This is a genomic window from Aeromonas veronii, assembly GCF_040215105.1.
Classification (GTDB): Bacteria; Pseudomonadota; Gammaproteobacteria; order Enterobacterales; family Aeromonadaceae; genus Aeromonas; species Aeromonas veronii_G.
Genome location: NZ_CP157875.1, coordinates 2,800,960 through 2,818,800 on the forward strand (window position 1 = coordinate 2,800,960; position 17,841 = coordinate 2,818,800).

13 protein-coding genes are annotated in these 17,841 nt (G+C 61.4%); 5 read left to right on the forward strand and 8 right to left on the reverse strand.

Annotated elements, in window-relative coordinates:
- Window positions 1-19 precede the first annotated feature (19 nt).
- The 3 genes from ABNP46_RS12955 to ABNP46_RS12965 all read right to left on the reverse strand — a co-directional run bounded on the left by ABNP46_RS12955 (window position 20) and on the right by ABNP46_RS12965 (window position 4,733).
- A complete protein-coding gene (locus ABNP46_RS12955; protein ID WP_349918302.1) occupies window positions 20-2,155 on the reverse strand; it encodes a FimV/HubP family polar landmark protein in 2,136 nt (711 codons plus the stop codon).
- A gap of 285 nt (window positions 2,156-2,440) precedes the next feature.
- Complete coding sequence (locus ABNP46_RS12960) at window positions 2,441-3,457, reverse strand: aspartate-semialdehyde dehydrogenase (protein WP_349918304.1); 1,017 nt, start codon at window positions 3,455-3,457, stop codon at window positions 2,441-2,443.
- A gap of 145 nt (window positions 3,458-3,602) precedes the next feature.
- Entirely contained in the window at window positions 3,603-4,733 is a 1,131-nt protein-coding gene (locus ABNP46_RS12965) for a 4-phosphoerythronate dehydrogenase (RefSeq protein ID WP_349918305.1), read from the reverse strand.
- 268 nt (window positions 4,734-5,001) lie between these two features.
- On the opposite strand from ABNP46_RS12965, the gene ABNP46_RS12970 reads away from it, so the two are divergent.
- The gene (locus ABNP46_RS12970; RefSeq protein ID WP_349918307.1) at window positions 5,002-5,724 is read left to right on the forward strand and encodes a phosphatase PAP2 family protein; all 723 of its coding nucleotides are present in this window, start codon (window positions 5,002-5,004) and stop codon (window positions 5,722-5,724) included.
- Between the two features lie 76 nt (window positions 5,725-5,800).
- Here the strand turns inward: ABNP46_RS12970 and ABNP46_RS12975 are convergent, their stop codons facing one another.
- Window positions 5,801-6,622, reverse strand: coding sequence for a MetQ/NlpA family ABC transporter substrate-binding protein (locus ABNP46_RS12975; protein WP_349918309.1), 822 nt, complete (start codon window positions 6,620-6,622; stop codon window positions 5,801-5,803).
- A 361-nt stretch (window positions 6,623-6,983) separates the two neighbouring features.
- Here ABNP46_RS12975 and ABNP46_RS12980 point away from each other — a divergent pair, with 361 nt between their 5' ends.
- Window positions 6,984-7,376 carry a VOC family protein gene (locus ABNP46_RS12980; RefSeq protein ID WP_349918310.1) on the forward strand — a complete coding sequence of 131 codons (393 nt, stop codon included), beginning with the start codon at window positions 6,984-6,986 and terminating at the stop codon, window positions 7,374-7,376.
- A gap of 83 nt (window positions 7,377-7,459) precedes the next feature.
- Here the strand turns inward: ABNP46_RS12980 and ABNP46_RS12985 are convergent, their stop codons facing one another.
- The gene (locus ABNP46_RS12985; protein WP_349918311.1) at window positions 7,460-7,654 is read right to left on the reverse strand and encodes a hypothetical protein; all 195 of its coding nucleotides are present in this window, start codon (window positions 7,652-7,654) and stop codon (window positions 7,460-7,462) included.
- A 112-nt stretch (window positions 7,655-7,766) separates the two neighbouring features.
- Window positions 7,767-9,812: an EAL domain-containing protein gene (locus ABNP46_RS12990; protein WP_349918312.1), complete on the reverse strand. Its 2,046-nt coding sequence runs from the start codon at window positions 9,810-9,812 to the stop codon at window positions 7,767-7,769.
- A 550-nt stretch (window positions 9,813-10,362) separates the two neighbouring features.
- Here ABNP46_RS12990 and ABNP46_RS12995 point away from each other — a divergent pair.
- Window positions 10,363-10,902, forward strand: coding sequence for a hydrolase (locus ABNP46_RS12995; RefSeq protein ID WP_349922482.1), 540 nt, complete (start codon window positions 10,363-10,365; stop codon window positions 10,900-10,902).
- Here the strand turns inward: ABNP46_RS12995 and modF are convergent.
- Window positions 10,895-12,355 (reverse strand): molybdate ABC transporter ATP-binding protein ModF, encoded by a 1,461-nt coding sequence (gene modF, locus ABNP46_RS13000; RefSeq protein WP_349918314.1) that lies wholly within the window; start codon window positions 12,353-12,355, stop codon window positions 10,895-10,897. The two genes, ABNP46_RS12995 and modF, sit on opposite strands and share 8 nt — an antisense overlap.
- A 317-nt stretch (window positions 12,356-12,672) precedes the next feature.
- Between modF and asp the strand changes: the two genes are divergently transcribed.
- Window positions 12,673-14,547 carry a serine protease Asp gene (gene asp, locus ABNP46_RS13005; RefSeq protein ID WP_349918316.1) on the forward strand — a complete coding sequence of 625 codons (1,875 nt, stop codon included), beginning with the start codon at window positions 12,673-12,675 and terminating at the stop codon, window positions 14,545-14,547.
- Between the two features lie 18 nt (window positions 14,548-14,565).
- Window positions 14,566-15,021 (forward strand): serine protease chaperone, encoded by a 456-nt coding sequence (locus ABNP46_RS13010; RefSeq protein ID WP_349918318.1) that lies wholly within the window; start codon window positions 14,566-14,568, stop codon window positions 15,019-15,021.
- Window positions 15,022-15,264: 243 nt separating this feature from the next.
- On the opposite strand, the gene ppsA is transcribed toward ABNP46_RS13010, so the two are convergent.
- Window positions 15,265-17,637 carry a phosphoenolpyruvate synthase gene (ppsA, locus tag ABNP46_RS13015; protein ID WP_349918319.1) on the reverse strand — a complete coding sequence of 791 codons (2,373 nt, stop codon included), beginning with the start codon at window positions 17,635-17,637 and terminating at the stop codon, window positions 15,265-15,267.
- Between the last annotated feature and the right edge of the window lie 204 nt (window positions 17,638-17,841).

Sequence of the window (17,841 nt, forward strand, 5' to 3'; positions counted from 1 at the left end):
TTGCAATCGATGGTCAGGCTTATCCCAGCCGTTTGAGCAGCTTTTCAGCCTCGTTGCGCTGGTGCTCGCTGCCCTGGGCCGCCGCCTCTTGCAACAGCTCGCGGGCGCTCTCCTTGTCGTCGATCTCGAGGTAGGCGCGGGCCAGATCCAGCTTGGCCCCCACACCGCCATCGTCCGCATCCACGTCAAAACCGGTGGACTCCGGCAATACCTCGGGGAAACCATCCAGCCCCACATCCAGGGAGAAGCCCTGATACGGCTCCTGCTCGGCGTTGCTGGCATTGGCCTCCGCCAATAACTTGTCTATCTCCACAAAGTCGTTCGCCTGAGCCTGTTCGCGGGGCTTAACCTCATGTGGCTGCTCCGCGTGGGGCTCCACCTCGGTGAAGGCATCCTCGAAATCGGCGAGGGCCAATTCGTTGGGATCCCAGGCGTCCTGCGGCATTGGCTTCGCGGCCGGCTTCGGCTCGGGCTCGAGACCGAGCTCCGCCAGCATGTCGTCCACGTCGCTCTTGCCATAGGCTGCGGCATCCTTGGGCGCCACCGCCTTGTCATCGACAGGCTCGTCGAAGGCCGACTCGAAATCGCTCAGGTCGAAATTGGCCGGATCGTCGTCCCGGCTGCGCTGGGCCCCGTCAGACACAGTGGCCGCATCGGCGTCGAGGTCCGCATCCAGATCGGCAAAGAGCGCCGCTTGCAGCTCCTCTTCGCTCATGACCTCATCGGCCGCCCGCTTGGGAGCATCGAACTCCCGGGAGAGATCGAGATCCGGCTCGGACTCTATGTCGAAGTCACCCTCGTGGGCCAGATCCAGTTCGGGTACCAGATCCGGGTCACGATTTGCCGTGGTGACCGCAGGTTCAACGTCGAAAGCGGAGAGGGCCAGCTCACCGTCATCGCTGAAGATGACATCATTCTTGCCCTGGCCTTCATCCAGCGCCCGCTCGGCCTCCGGACCGTTCAGATCCGGCATGGGGCGCATGGGTTCGTCATCGGCGATGCCCACCGTCATCAGCTGATCGAACTCGCTGTTCTCGTCCCCCATCACCATGGCGGTGGATTCAGAGAGGCTCTTCTCCTGCTCTTCCAGCTCTCGCCGGGCACGAGCCCGCAGCCAGAGCGTCACCAGCGCCAGCACCAGCAGCACAGGCAGCAAGATGATCATGGCGAGGTTGAGCGGCGAGGAGAGCAGCTCCATCACCCAGTTCTGCTTGGGCTCGGGGGCCACCACGGGAGGCACTGGCTGGGCCTTGAGCTCGGCCACCTCTTTTTGCAGCGCCGTCTGATCCTGCAACTGGGCCTTGAGGGTCTCCACCTCTTCGGTCAGAGATTGCAGGCGCAGCTTGAGCCTGTGGTTCATCTCGGTGACCTGGCCGAGCTGGGCGTTGGCATCTTCCAGTGCCAGCGCCATCTCGGTGGACGGTTTGCCGACCGGCGCCGCCACATCGGCAGGCAGCGGGGCTGGCGCCGTGCCGGCGGCTGCACTCACCGGCGTAACAACGGGCTCGGCGGTCTTGGCAATCGCCTTCACCTCGCTCGCCGGTTGCGGCGACGTCACCTTGGGGGCCACCGGAAGGGGAGCCGCCTTGGCGACTGGCGCCTTGGCGGGCACGGCCGCGGCTTTGGGGTGAGCCTTGGCGGTTTCGGCCTGCTTGCTGGCCAGATATTTGGGGCTCAGCCCCTTCCAGCTGGCGTTGTCACTGTTGAAGCGGCGACGGGCCTCGGCGTCCGTGATGCGGCCTGCTTCGGCTGCCGTCGGCAGCAGGATGCGGGAACCCACCAGGATGTGATTGATGTTGCCATCGGCAAAACTGCGGGGATTCTTGTCGTAGATCGCCACCATGGTCTGGTAGACGGTCACCCGGTTGGAGGGGCGATGCTTGCTCGCGAGGCTCCAGAGGGTATCGGTGGAACGAACCGGACCATAACTGCCGGCCTGGGTGCTCGGCACCTGACGGACGATGGGCTGCACCTTGGGCAAGGTGACGGGGGCGACCGGCTGAGCCTGGGGCTGTGGCTGCACGGCGGGGGGCGGCGAGCCATCCGGTCCCTTGAGCTCCACGAAGAAAGGCTCGCGTCCCCCGTCGTCGGCCTGAACCGTACCCAGAAGACCCAATGCCAGTAGCGTTGCCAGCGTTATGCGGGAATGTCCCATGTTCGTTCCTTCGTATGACGGCCCTATCACATTGAAAAATCTGGATAGTTACCCCAAAACAATCGGCTCAATATAAATCAGGCGTGAGTCTCAAGCCAGTGATCCGACACATTTAGCCTTCAACTCGTGCCAGCGCACCGAGATCCGGCGAGAAAAAAGCTTAATTCACTGATCTCACGTGACATTGTCACATTGCCTGTCGACGCCATCAGTCACACCCCAGCCCCCTGATGCCGACCGGCGCACGGGGCGGGGCTCCCTCCCCACCCGGCACCATCAATGGACTCAGAGGTAGTCGCGCACCAACAGTTCGGCAATCTGCACGCTGTTGGTCGCCGCGCCCTTACGAACGTTATCGGCCACGATCCACATATTGATACCGCTGGGATGAGAAATATCCTGGCGCACCCGTCCCACCAGCACCTCATCCTTGCCGGTAGCGTCGCGCACCGGGGTCGGATAGTCGGCGTCATCATCGAACAGGGTCACGCCTGGCGCATTGCGCAGCAGATCCTTGACCTGCTCGGCATCGAGCGGCTGGTGCAGTTCGACGTGCACCGCTTCGGCATGACCGTAGAAGACAGGCACCCGCACGCAGGTGGGGTTCACGGCGATGCTGGCATCTCCCAGGATCTTCTGGGTCTCCCACACCATCTTCATCTCTTCCCGGGTGTAGCCGTTGTCGGTGAAGGCGTCGATCTGCGGAATGAGGTTGAAGGCGATCTGCTGCGGGTAGAGGCTCGGCTCCACCGGGCGACCGTTGAGCAGATGGGCGGTCTGGCCCGCCAGCTCGCTCACCCCCTCCTTGCCGGAGCCGGAGACGGACTGATAGGTCGCCACGTTGATGCGGGCGATCCCCACCTCGTCCTGCAGGGGCTTCAGCGCCACCAGCATCTGGATGGTGGAGCAGTTCGGGTTGGCGATGATGTTGCGATTGCGAAAATCGGCCAGGGCGTCCGGGTTCACCTCGGGGATCACCAGGGGGATGTCCTCGTCGTAACGGAAGCAGGAGGTGTTGTCGATGACGATGCAGCCATGTTCGGCGGCAATCGGCGCCCACTTGGCGGAGACCTCGGCACCGGCGGAGAAGAGGGCTATCTGTACCTGACTCCAGTCAAACTCCTCCACATCCAGGATCTCGACGTTCTTGCCACCAAAGCGCACCGTGTCGCCAGCGCTGCGGCTGGAGGCCAGCGGGTAGAGGGTCGCCACCGGGAAGGCACGCTCTTCCAGGATCTCGATCATGGCTTCACCCACGGCGCCGCTCGCGCCCAATACCGCTACGTTGAATTGCTGACTCATGTTCTCTCCTCTAAATGGTCCGGTGACGCACTGGCATCACCCTGTGGCAGACGGCGCTGCCCGATAACGAGTTTGGCATGGCGCCAAGCCCAGCGAGGGCGGGCCCCGCAAAGAGGCCCGCCCACATGTATTCATGACGCCCGCGCTAGTCGGGCTGGATGGTGAACCCCAGCCGGGCCAGGGCGTCCCCGGCGAAGGGGCCCGTGAGGCGCAGGGAGGAAAACTCCCGCCGCTCCGGGTATTGCTTGCGCTGCTCATCGAAGCTGCCGGCCTGATGGAGGCGATTGCGAAAACGGGCATCGTCCCGGCGCACGTCATAGATGAGGTGAACGAGTTGCTTGAGCAAGGCCTGATCCGTCGCCACCCCGGGGGTCAGTTCACGCACCTCGGGAGCCGGCAGCAGGGCTTGCAGATCCTGGCGCGGGGGGCGTCCCAGTTGCTGACAGAGCGCCTGATAGAGCATCCAGGTACCGCGGGCCTTGCCCTCCAGGCTGTAGCCGGCGATGTGCGGGGTGGCCAGCTCGGTATAAGGCACCAGGGCCCTCAATGGCTTGGGTTCCCCTTCCCACACGTCCATCACCAGTCGCAGCGGCGCATCTCCCTGCTGGCGGGCGAGCAGGGCCTGGTTGTCCCACACCTCGCCGCGGGCGGCGTTGATGAGGAATTTGCCCGCAGGCAGGGTGGCGATCTCCCGCTCCCCCAGCAGGTGGAAGGTGGCATCCGGGCCGCCGTGGGTGATGGGCACGTGGAAGCTGACGATGTCGGCGCCAAGGGCCGTCTGGTAGTCGACGAAATGGGTCGCCTCGCCCGCACTGGCGGCGCGAGCACGGGGCGGATCGCAGCGCAGCACTCGCATGCCGAGAGCCTCGGCCTTGCCCGCCACGCACTCGCCGGTGTTGCCGGCGCCGATGACGGCGAGGCTCATCTCGCTCAACGTCAGCTCATGGCGTTCAGCCAGCACCAGCAGGGCGGAGATCACATAGTCTCCCACCGAGTACTTGTTGCAACCGGGGGCGCTGAAGAAGGGAATGCCCCGCGCCGCCAGCAGGGCGCTGTCGACGTGATCCCGACCGATGGTGGCGGTGCCGACGAAGCCGAGTCTGGGGCAGTTGGCGAGCAAGCTGGCATCCACCCGGGTCACGGAACGCACCAGCAGCACGTCCGCATCCTGCAGATCCGCCGCCGAGATCTGTCGTCCGGGCAGGGGGATCACCTCGCCAAACTCCGCAAACAGCTCCCGGGCATGGGGCATATTTTCATCAACAACGATTTTCATCAGTTTCTCTTATGAACTCGATGGCCCACAACCGGCCACGGGGGCGCCATTCTAGCGCAAAGCGCCCCGAGTTTCAGAGGCTTAATTCAGGCTCGTCCACCACCACAGCCCCGGCACCAGGGCTCCCCCCCCTCCCCCTTGTCCGGGGCCAGCCAATTGTAACCACATGTTGTTGGCCGGCCTTGGCACCTTGACCTCGAGGGCCTGGCTGGCACAATGACGCCTCTTTTTTGGCGGCCGCCACGCCGCCCACCAGATGAGCCCGATGATGCCGACCTCTTCCTCTTCGTTGCCGCGCCGCCAGGTATTGAGATTCAGCGCCGCCCTGATCCTGCCGCTGGCCCTGCTGGCCTGCCTGCCCTGGCATCCCTTCCTGAGCGATGCCCTGCAGTCCGCCTGGCTCTGGTGGCCCTATGCCCTCTCCCGCATGGTGGACATCCCCGGCATCGCCATCAGCACCCTGGGACTGGTGCTGCTGACCCGACACAAGCTGACGCTCAGCCTGCCCGCCCTGCTGGCCCTGTGCGCCACCCTGTTCGCCGTGCTGGCCGGGGACTGGCTCATCAAGAGCCTCATCAAGCAGCTCACCGAGGAGCCGCGCCCCTATCTGCTCTGGCTGGCGGGGCAGAACCTCATCCCCGATATCCGCCAGTTCTACGAGGGCAGCAGTGCCCTTCGCACCGAGCAGGTCCACGCCGCCAGCCAGCTGCTGGCGCTGCCCGCCTGGCTCGGCAATCACTGGCAGGGCGGGGTGAACTACGCCTTCCCCTCCGGTCATAGCATCGCCGCCATCAGCCTCGCCCAGTTCTTCGGCCTGATCTGGCTGGCGCGCGCCCCCAGCGGTGCCTGGTTGCTACCCCTCTGGGCACTGGCCATCGCCCTGTCACGCACCCTGATCGGCATGCACTGGCCGCTGGATGTGCTGGCGAGCGCCCTGCTCGGCAGTGTCACCGCCCTGCTGGGGGCCCGCTGGTGGCTGCATCGCTACTGACAAGCGCAGTGAGCGCCGCGCGCCAATGACAACGGGCACCCCAGGGTGCCCGTTTTGATCTCCGCCGTGCGGGTTATCAGCCCTTGCTCTGCCAGCCTTCCGGGTACTTGTAGCCCTTGAAGCGCTGCTCCGCATAGGTCTTGAACGCCGCGGAGTTGTAAGCGTCGATCACGTCCTTGGCAAACGGCTTGCCCGCATCGGCGCTCTTCACCACCACCCAGTTGATGAAGTCGTAGCTGCGCTCGAGGAAAAGTCCGGAGCTGAACGGGATGCCGCTGGAGGCGGCGAAGTTGCCGTTGATGACGGAGAAGTCCACATCTTCCCGGGAGCGAGGCAGCTGCGCCGCTTCCAGCAGCACCAGCTTGATCTCGTGGGGATTTTTCACCACGTCGAACTCGCTCGCCTTCAAGGGATTGATCCCCTCTTTCAGGGTCAGCCAGCCGAGATCCTGCAACATCAACAGGGCACGCGCCTGGTTAGTGGGGTCGTTCGGGATGGCGACCGTGCTGCCCTCGCCCACCTCGGCGAGCTTGCCCTTCTTGCCGGAATAGAGCCCCATGGGGCCGGTCGGCACCTGGGTGATGGGGCTCAGCGACAGGCCCCTGTCCTTGGCGAAGCTCTCCAGATAGGGCTTGTGCTGGAAGCAGTTCACATCCAGCGAGCCGTCCGCCAGGGCGATGTTGGGAGTCACGTAGTCGGTAAACTCCACCAGTTTCACCTTGTAGCCCTTGGCTTCGAGCTGCGGCTTGATGGAGTCGGTCACCATGTCGGCAAAGTCCCCGACCGTGGTACCGATGACGATCTCCTTCTTCGCCTCATCGATGGCAAAGGCGGACAACGGCAGAGTGCTGGCGAGCAGCGCAAGGGCGGAAAGGGTGAAGAAGGAACGACGCTGCATGGGGACTCCCTGTCAAAATAATCATCGAAACGGTGGCCGGGTTGGGTAAATCGCCCTGAAGGCAAACCACCACAACCATCTAGCCATCCAAATGGCTAAGTGAGGCCACCATAGCAGAGCTTTTCCCCTTCGCCAAGCAACAAAACCGGATGAGCTTGCCCGAATGATGGAGAAGCCTGTCCCCCTTCCCCTGAGGCATGAGCCAGGAAAATCTTTGATAAGAGACACAGTTATGCATTTTACTCTCCCCCACCAGCGTCGAAAGTGTCTTATGGTAGCGATGGGGCACCCAGTGCCTGGTGGATCTCCCCTTATCGTCGCCTAGGCGGCAACCGACCCTCCAACCCCACAAGGAGCAGCAGTGTTCGATCATGTCGAGATCAAGGTGGTGCACTTCGATGACTGCCGACGCTTCTACCAAACCGTGCTGGTTCCCCTGTCCATAGAACTCAAATGGGCAGATGAGATGGCCGCCGGTTTTGGCCGGGTTAACCATGACAAGGTGAGCTTTCTCATCGAGCAGGGTGAGCAGAGCACGCCCTGCCACCTCGCCTTCGCTGCCAACGGCCAGGCTCCTGTGGATGCGTTCCACCGGGACGGGGTGGCGGCAGGCTTTCGCTGCAACGGGCAACCGGGGCTGAGGCCCCACTATGCCCCCGGCTACTACGCCGCCTTCCTGCACGATCCGGACGGCAACAATATCGAGGCGCTCGCCTATCTGGATGACAAACAACAGGGTCCGGCAGTGGCCTAGAACTGTGAGATTTGAACCAACGAAAAGCCCCGCACTCATGAAGTGCGGGGCCTGGAAACTACACATCGGCTTGTCTTGCGCGGTTATTTGACCGCCTTGCTGGCGTTTTCCATCGCCTGCTTCTCGGCGGCGCCGAGGATGGCAGCCTGGCTATTCTGCTCTGCCAGGTAACAGGTGTCTTTACTGATCCTCTGGGCCCGACAATCGGCCATGCGCTGGGCGGGGTTGGCACAGCCGGTCATCAGAGCGATCACCGACAACAGCATTATTTTCTGCATGACCGCACCATCTCAAATAATAAATTTAACAAGTCAAAAATTACGAAATTTAAAAAAGTAAAACAGCTTTAATGCCATATATAAAACAACATTAATAATGTGATTGGTAATCTCACGCGACGACCCTGGGCGGCGGCACAATCAGCTGACAAAAATCCGTTCCGGACATGGGGCGGTGGAAGAAGAATCCCTGACACAGAGAAATACCCGCGGCTTCCACTTGTTTTAATTCCGCCTCGGTTTCCACCCCTTCAATCAACAAGGCTCTGCGATTGAGCTCGCAGAGCTTGACCACCTGGCGCAAAAACTTGAACCCTTCGGGACGTACCAGTCCCAGCACCAGTGAGCGATCGAGTTTGATCTTGTCGAGGGGATATCGGGTCAGGTAATTGAGGGTCGAGTAGCCGGAGCCGAAATCATCCAGCGCCAACCTGATGCCGCGTTTTGACAGCTCATGCAGAACCCGGGTCACCTTCTCATGATCCGTCACCTTTTGGGATTCGGTGATCTCGAACTCCAGCTTGCACCCCTTGGGCAAGGGACGGTTCAGGATACGGTCAATCACCGGGAACAACCGCTTGTCGACCAGCGTTTGCGGAGAGACATTGACCGAAATGGTCAGGGACTTCGCCTCGCTCAGCGAGTCGTGAATGTAATTGACCGTGCTCTGCATCACCCAGAAGTCGACCTCGCTCATCAGGCCCAGGCGCTCATAGTGTTTGAGGAAGGTCGGCGGCTGTATGTTTCCGCCATTGGTGCGAAAACGCAGCAAGGCTTCTGCCCCCTTGATCTTGCCGCTGTGAACGCACACCTGGGGCAGGAAGAAGAGGACGAAGGTACCGCTTGCATTGAGCCTGTCGATACTGCTGTTTGCATCTCGCCAGGCCTGCTCCTCCTCGAGGTTCTTGTAATTGGGCATCATGTCCCTGGAGACGGGGCAGAAGTTTTCAAGCGGTGCAATGATGCTGTTGTTATCCACCGAACCGAGCGTGGAGACCTTGTGCTGACCAGCCGTCAGGAAGGGGGTGTAGATGACCCCTCCGAGTGCGACCATCATCAGTTGAAACAGCACGGCGGCATAGGAGTGACCACTCGCAATCCAGCTGTTCAGCACCACCGGCACAGACCAGCCAACGGTCGACGACAGATGGGGGATCCTGCCCAGACTGGTGGCGAGATAGGCCAGGCTGTATGTCATCACGGGAGTCAGGATGAAGGGTATGAGCATCAGCGGGTTGAGCACGATGGGCAGACCGAAGATCAGGGGCTCATTGATATTGAGCATGGCCAGCGGCAGGCTGACTGGCAGCAGCGTACGGCTGCGGTGATCCCCCTTGAGCATCACGGCAATCGCCAGGCTCAAGGTGTTGCCGGTACCGCCCACGTTGCACCAGACATCGAAAAACTGGAGGCTGAGGATATTCAACTCGGCCTTGCCCGCTGCCCAGGCCGCGAGATTGGCATGGGTCATGATGCTCAGCGAGTGCTCGGCACCGATAAACACGATGCTGCCGTGCAGGCCGAAAAACCAGGGCAGGGTGTAGTTCAACAGGTGGACGAGCCCATGGCCATAAGTCGGTGAGAGGCTGAGATCCATGTCAGCCAGTTGAAGCGCATCGAACCAGGCAAAGAAGCTTCGCCCCGCAACCCCTGCCAGCCCGCCCACCATCAGGACGATAGTGAAATAGATGGAGATCGAGATGAGGAAGCGATAGCTGCTTTCGACCCAGCTCGTTCTGCTGTTGAGCTCGCGACTGATCAGCTCATACAAACGGCAGCTCGCCAGGGCTGACAACACTGTGACGGGGATGGTGAAATGCCTGAGAGGGTCATCGGTGTTGTTTATCAGACAGCTCATGATCAATAGCGTACCGACGCCGATTGTGAGCGAATGAGTAAATGAGAACCGATTCTTCGCCGCCCAATGCAGACAGATAAAGGCATTGATCAACGCGGGAATAACAACAACCAGCCCCTTTTGAATATTATCCAGCGCAGCATTCGGATAAATGAGAAGCGCTGCCACCGTGAGACCACGAATGATTTGCAATGGCACTACCGCTATGGCGGCGGCAATAATGGCATTCAGGTAACGATTTGCAAAAAGCCTCTCTCTCCAGGCTGCCAGCAGATCCAGTAATGAAAATGTTGTCTTCATAAGAGGCTTTCTATTTATGTGGCTGATACGCCCGACTTTCTCGTCTGGGCGGGTTATTTAAATATTGATGTCGGTCAAGTAATTCATGTTCCACATGGTGGGGCACAACACTGTTCTACATACGCTGGCACGCAGTAGACAGGACGCCATCAAGCCATGTCTGGCTTACCTGACTTGAAATCTGGACACTGTTGTCATAAACACAGGCCATGAACGCCCACGCCTATAATAATGAGTAATTATTATTTAAATTTAATTCACCCGTTTGATTTCAGGTGAGTTTTTAAAAGTGTGAAGAAATTATTATTAAAACCCAAACTGATTACATCATTGCAATATTTTTGATAATGGGCAATCGCAGCAGTCATTGATAGCATGCCCATCAGAAACAGGCACAGATAAATAATTAAAAAAGGAGTGATGATAAATAAACCCATGGCATCCTAGCATCCAGATCCGCCTCATGTCTTCGCCAGTTTTGTATCAAACTGTATGCTTCTAAAGGTTCATATGGCAATGTTTCGCAATGTTCATTCCGGGAGGATAAATGATGAAAGAACGTGATGGGTATGGCCTGCTGGTTGTCGATATTCAGGGCAAACTGGCGCGGCTGGTGAATGAGAGCGATCGGCTCATCGCCAACACGTCCCGACTGGTGAAAGGGGCAAAGGCGCTGGGACTGCCGGTAGTCTGGCTGGAACAGAACCCGGACAAGCTTGGCGCCACCGTGCCCGAGCTGCAACCCCTGCAAACCGGCAGCCCCGTGCTCCCCAAGTTCAGCTTCGGTGCCCTCGGGGAACCCCAGGTGGCGGCGGTGCTGGCCGAGAGCGGCGTTCGCCACTGGCTAGTGTGCGGCATCGAGGCCCATATCTGTGTCTATCAGAGCGTGCTGGGGCTGCTCGGTAATGGCGCCCGGGTATCCTTGGTGACCGATGCGGTCTCATCCCGCGATCCCGCCAATCGGGCGCTCGCCATCGGCCAGCTGGCGGCCCGCGGCGCAGCCCTCACCTCGGTGGAGATGTGCCTCTACGAGCTGCTGGGGGATTGCCGCGATCCGGCGTTTCGCGAGATCCTGGCCCTCGTCAGATAGCCTCCCCCAGTCGCTCCTGCAGGTAGTCATAGCCCCCTTCGCCATCGGGCACGAAGCTCAGCCGGTGAGTGAGGCCGGGAGGCGCATCCTCGGCGTGATGGGAGACGAACAGCAGCTGAGTCCCCTCGCCGAGCAGGCGTCCCACCATGGCCCTGACCAGGTGGCGATTGAGGGGATCCAATCCCTGCAGCGGTTCGTCCAGGATGAGCAGGGGCGGATGCTTGACCAGGGCGCGGGCGATGAGCACCAGCCGCTGCTGGCCAAAGGAGAGACTGTGAAATGGCTGCGCCCCCTGCTGCGCCAGCCCAAGCAGCGTCAACCACTGATCGGCCAGTGCCAGCTGGCGATCCCCGGGCCGGGCATAGAGGCCGATGGAGTCGTAAAAACCCGACAATATCACCGTCTGCACTGAGCCGCTGACGCGATAATCCAGGTGCAGAGCCGGGCTCACCATCCCGATGTGGCGCTTGATCTCCCAGATGCTCTCGCCGCTGCCCCGCCGCCTGCCAAACAGCTGAAGATCATTGCTGTAGCCCTGGGGATGATCCCCGGTGATGAGGGAGAGCAGGGTCGATTTGCCGGCGCCATTGGGCCCGACCAGTTGCCAGTGCTGCCCCACCTCTATGGTCCAGTCGAGCCCATCGATCACCACCTGCTCCCCATAGGCGATCCGCAGCTGGCGCATCCGTACCCGGGGGCCGGGGGGGAGTGGTTCCGGGGTCGTGGGCGGCGGGGGCAGATCGGGGTGGATCACCTCGGCTCGCGCCAGCTGGGCCACTTCCGGGCTCGCCAGCACCGCCTCCCGCGTGCCCGACAACAGCAGATTGCGATCCCCGAGCAGGCCAAGGTGGCTCGCAAACGGGGGGATTTCATCGAAGCGGTTGACGATCACCACCAGTCGTTGCCCCTGTGAGACCAGCTCTGCCAGCAACCTCATCAGCTCCTGGCGCGACCCCTGATCCAGCCCGTCGAACGGCTCGTCCAGTACCAGCAGCTCGGGCCCGGACAAGAGGGCGCGAGCCAGCAACAACTTGCGCCCCTCGCCGCTCGAGAGGTATCGGTAGGGTCTCTCCCAGAGCGCGGCTATGCCAAAGCGTGCCAGCAGAGCCCGCGCCGCGTGCTCGTCCTCCCCCTCCTCCATCATCAGGCTGGCGACGCTGTAGCCTGCCTCCTCATCCTCCCCCAGCATGTCGGTGTTGCGCCGCTGGAAGTCTCGCTCACCCAGTTGTTGCTGCGACTCGAACGACAGCCGCACTGCCGCCAGCGTGCCGGATGCCTGGCCGGCGCGCACGCCGAGCTCTCCGCACAAGGCAGAGGCCAGCGCCGTCTTGCCGCTGCCATTGCTGCCCACGAAGGCCCAGCACTCGCCGGGGGAGAGGGTCAGGTCGGGAATGAAGAGGGTTTGGTCATTGCGAAGGGCCAGCCTGGCCGAGTGCCACTGCAATAGGGTCATGAGTCCATCCTGTTGATCCGTCTGCCGTTACCTTAACAGGGATCGCAGCCGCTCACAGCCGTGGAACACACCTCGACGACATCTCTCTACCGAGTATTAAAAACAGAGGAATTTATAAACAAAATGATCATTAGCGTTGAATGCGAATAGCTCGCAATAAAACATGATCTCCATCCCATTTATACCCCCATATGGGGCCAAATGAGATTTATATGAAGCCATTCACAACTCTGCATTGAGAGTCTTTTGAATCGGTCATTCTCATGTATAGATGCCAGCGCACCTCGGACGGTGCGCCCTTAAGATGGAGTTTATCAATGAGAAAAACAACGTTAGCATTGGCAATCACAGGGCTGCTCTCGGCCCTGCCGATAGCCTCGGTACAAGCCAGCGAGCACTGCCTGCCCCTTGGCGGCAACGAAGCCGGACTCGACACCGGTCGCAGCAGCGCAGAGCGCTGCCTGCCCGGCATCAACCCCTTGCAGGATCAGCAATGGCACCTGCTCAACAGCGGTCAGAACGCCTTCAGCGCCCGGGGGGGCGTGGCGGGCAATGACCTCAACCTCTGGTGGGCCCACCGCACCGCCGTGCTGGGCCAGGGGATCAACGTGGCTGTGGTGGACGATGGCTTGGCCATCGCCCACCCGGATCTGGCGGACAACATTCGTCCCGGCTCCAAGAACGTGGTGACCGGCGGCAATGATCCCACTCCCACCACGGCGAACACCGCCCACGGCACCTCGGTAGCAGGCATCATCGCCGCGGTGGACAACGCCATCGGCAGCCGGGGCGTGGCACCGGCGGCCCAACTGCAGGGCTTCAACCTGCTCGATCCCGCCAGCCGGCAGTTGCAGCGGGACTGGCTCTATGCCCTGGGTGACAGTCAGGCCAGCCGTGACAACCGGGTCTTCAACCAGAGCTACGGCATGAGCCTCGTCACCCCCCGTGGCAGCGATGACCTCAATCGTCGTCAGCTCGACACCCTGATGGAGCAGATGACCCAGAAAGCCGACGGCGCTGCCTACATCAAGGCAGCGGGTAACGGCTTCAACCGGATTGCCTCCGGCGACTATGTGTTCAATCGCAGCGGCAACAACCCCGCCCTGCCGTTTGAAAACAGCAACCTGGATCCCTCCAACAGCAACTTCTGGAACCTGGTCGTGAGCGCCAGCAACGCCGATGGCGTGCGATCCTCCTACTCCAGCGTCGGCAGCAACGTCTTCCTGAGCGCCCCCGGTGGGGAATACGGCACCGACGCCCCCGCCATGGTGACCACGGATCTGCCTGGCTGTGACATGGGCTACAACCGGATGGATCGCCAGACCACCAACCGTTTGCACAATAACCCGGCGCTGGATGCCGGCTGCGACTACAACGGCACCATGAACGGTACCTCCTCGGCCACTCCCAACACGGCGGGCGCCATGGCGTTGCTGATGTCCGCTTACCCGGATCTGTCGGTGCGCGATCTGCGTGATCTGCTGGCCAGAAATGCCACCCGCATCGAAGCCGCCCAGGCGCCGGTGCGCGTCAACTACACCACCGCCAACGGCCAGCTACGCCAGGTCACCGGACTGGAAGGCTGGGAGCGCAACGCCGCCGGTCTCTGGTTCAGCCCGACCTATGGCTTCGGCCTCATCGATGTGAACAAGGCACTGGTCAGTGCCGCCACCCATGACCCTCTGCCGGCGCTGATCCAGTCACCCTGGCAGAAAGTGACGGTGCGTGGCGCCGCAGGCGCCATCCCGGATGTGGGCAGCGCGCCGACCACCTCGAACATCCAGCTGGCTCAAGCCCTCACCGTGGAGGCGGTACAGGTGAAGGTCAGCCTGGATCACCAACGTCTGCCCGACCTGCTGATCGAACTCGTCTCCCCGTCCGGGACCCGCAGCGTGCTGCTGAACCCCTACAACAGCCTGGTTGGCCAGTCTCTCGAACGTCAGCAAACCGGCACAATACGCACCGCCGGGATGCGCGACATGCGCCTGCTCTCCCACAAATTCTACGGGGAGACTGCGGCAGGGGAATGGCGACTGGAAGTCACCGACGTGGCCAATGGCACGCGCCAGGTCTCGCTGTTCAATCCTGACACCAGGGTGCGCAGCACCCTGACCGAACGCAACAACAGCCAACCGGGCCAGCTCATCGACTGGTCTTTGCGGGTGCTCGGCCACGAGCCGACCCGTACCTAACAGCACAGGAGTCATAGCATGAAACAGATCCTCTTTGGCCTCACCCTGGCAGGCTTGCTGACCGCCCTGCCAGTTCTGGCGGACGAGTCCGTCACCATAGATGGCAAGCAATACCGCGCCATCGAAGTCAATGGTCAGACCTACTTCACCCCGGACAACGGCAGCAAGAAACGGGTTGCCCGCAGTCTGGATGGCAAGGCATCCCAACCGGGGCTACGCAGTGGCGACATCCTCTTGCACGGGGTGGCCAGCCCCGAGCTGGTGGTGAGCGGCACCCTGCTGGTGGCGGCTGACGATACGCAAGCCAAATCCCTGGCGAGCCGCCATGGCCTGCACTTCAAACAGAGCAGTGGCGGCATCGCCCTGCTGACAGCCAAGCCGGGCGCCGATCTCAACGCCATCGCCAGCCAGCTCAAGCAGGAGGGTGTCGAGGTGCAGATCGAACTGGGTGGCCCCGAGCAGCAGCCTAAATAAGCGCGTTCTCGCACCGGAATACGCCAAAACAACAAGGGGGCCCATGGCCCCCTTGTTTTTCCTTTCTCCTCTTCTTTTCACTCCATGCCATCCCCCTATCAACCAGTCCTGCAAACAGAGAGACAAGGAACGCAAGCCTTGAACCCCTGCTCCGGGGTATTGGGGCAGCCACTCACCGTTCAGAGCGCAATAAAAAAGGCGCCCATTGGGCGCCTTGTCATTCTCGAAGCGTCGTGAGCGCGCTTAGCCGGCCTTGTGTTGCTCGGCCAGATAGAGCCAGGTGTCGACGACCGTATCCGGGTTGAGGGATACAGAGTCGATGCCCTGTTCGACCAGCCAGGCGGCGAAGTCCGGGTGATCGGACGGGCCCTGGCCGCAGATCCCCACATACTTGCCGGCCTTGCGGGCAGCCTGGATGGCCATGGACAACAGTGCCTTGACCGCCTCGTTGCGCTCATCGAACAGGTGGGCGATGAGGCCGGAATCCCGGTCCAAACCCAGAGTCAACTGGGTCATGTCGTTTGAGCCGATGGAGAAGCCGTCGAAGTGCTCGAGGAACTTGTCCGCCAACAGCGCATTGGAGGGCAGTTCACACATCATGATGACCTTGAGGCCCCGCTCGCCACGGCGCAGACCGTTCTCCGCCAGGATCTCCACCACCTGCTCCGCTTCACCGACTGTGCGCACGAAGGGGATCATCACCTCGACGTTGGTCAGGCCCATCACATCCCGTACCCGCTTCATCGCCTCGCACTCCAGGGCGAAGCAGGGGCGGAAGCTGTCGGCGATGTAGCGGGAGGCGCCACGGAAACCGATCATCGGGTTCTCCTCGTGAGGCTCGTAACCTCGACCCCCCACCAGGTTGGCGTACTCGTTGGACTTGAAGTCCGACATCCGCACGATGACCCGCTCCGGCCAGAAGGCGGCCGCCAGGGTGGCGATGCCTTCGGTCAGCTTGGCGACGTAGAACTCCCGGGGGCTGTCGTAGCCCGCGATCATCTTGCTGATGGTGGCCTTGAGCTCAGGAGTCTGCTTGTCAAACTCCAGCAGCGCCTTGGGGTGGACCCCTATCATGCGGTTGATGATGAACTCGAGGCGAGCCAGACCCACACCGGCGTTGGGCAACTGCGCGAAGTCAAAGGCGCGGTCCGGGTTGCCGACGTTCATCATCACCTTGATGGGCAGGCGCGGCATGTTGCCCACCTCGGTCACCGCCACGTCGAAGTCGAGCTCGCCGTCATAGATGAAGCCGGTGTCCCCTTCGGCGCAAGAGACGGTGATGAGGCGACCATCCTCAATGTGGTCGGTGGCGTTGCCGCAACCCACCACGGCCGGGATCCCCAGTTCACGGGCGATGATGGCGGCGTGACAGGTGCGGCCACCACGGTTGGTGACGATGGCGGAGGCCCGCTTCATGATGGGTTCCCAGTCCGGATCCGTCATGTCGGTGACCAGCACATCACCGGGCTGTACTTCATCCATCTGGCTGATGGAGGAGATGACCCGCGCCGGGCCCGAGCCAATCTTGTGGCCGATGGCGCGCCCTTCGATCAGCACCTTGCCGGATTGTTTGAGGGCAAAACGCTCAAGCGTGTTCGCCTCCTGGCGGCTGCGCACCGTCTCTGGACGGGCCTGGACGATGTAGAGCTGACCGTCCTGACCGTCTTTGGCCCACTCGATGTCCATCGGGCGGCCATAGTGTCGCTCGATGATGAGGGCCTGCTTGGCCAGCGCCATCACCTCTTCATCGGTGATGCAGAAGCGGTTGCGCTCGGCATCCAGGGTGTCGACGATCTTCACCTGGCGGCCATGACCGGCATCATCCGAGTAGGTCATCTTGATGAGCTTGGAACCGAGCGTCTTGCGCACCACCGCAGGGCGGCCGGCCTTGAGGGTCGGTTTGTGGACGTAGAATTCATCCGGGTTCACGGCCCCCTGCACCACCATTTCGCCCAGTCCCTGGGCACCGGTGATGAAGACCACGTCATTGAAGCCGGATTCGGTATCCAGGGTGAACATGACGCCGGAGGCGGCGAGATCCGAGCGCACCATGCGCTGTACCCCGGCCGAGAGCGCCACCCCCTTGTGATCGTACCCCTGATGCACCCGGTAGGAGATGGCGCGATCGTTGAACAGGGAGGCAAACACATGCTTGATGGCAACCATGACGGCGTCGATGCCGCGCACGTTGAGGAAGGTCTCCTGCTGGCCGGCGAAGGAGGCATCCGGCATATCCTCGGCGGTGGCGGAAGAGCGCACCGCAAAGGAAGCCTCGAGCCCGGCACTCAGCTTGGTGTAGGCATCGCGCACGGCCTGCTCCAGCGCGGGCTGGAACGGCGCTTCCACGACCCAGTCACGGATCTGCTGACCGGCCTTGTTGAGGGCGGCGATGTCATCCACGTCCAGGCTGTCGAGCAAGTCGTGGATCTTGCCGTTGAGACCGCTTAACTCCAGAAACTCGTTAAACGCAAAGGCAGTGGTCGCAAACCCGCCGGGCACGGATACGCCGGCGCCGGCGAGGTTGCTGATCATCTCGCCAAGGGACGCATTCTTGCCGCCAACGCGCTCTACATCCTGCATTCCGAGCTGTTCGTACCAGAGTACGTACTGTTGCATTTGCATGTCTCCAGGTTGGTGGGCCAGGGTGCCAAGCACCTGCTGTGCCAAATCATGTGTTTTTGTATGTGTGTGTTGCCAACGACCATGAAAACGTTTTCTATTTATTGTCAAAAAAATCCCCACGCAAGATTTGGGGATGGTCGTTTAACACAGACATTCTACAATGGCGACACAAAAAGGTAACGACTCAGGTTTGCAAGC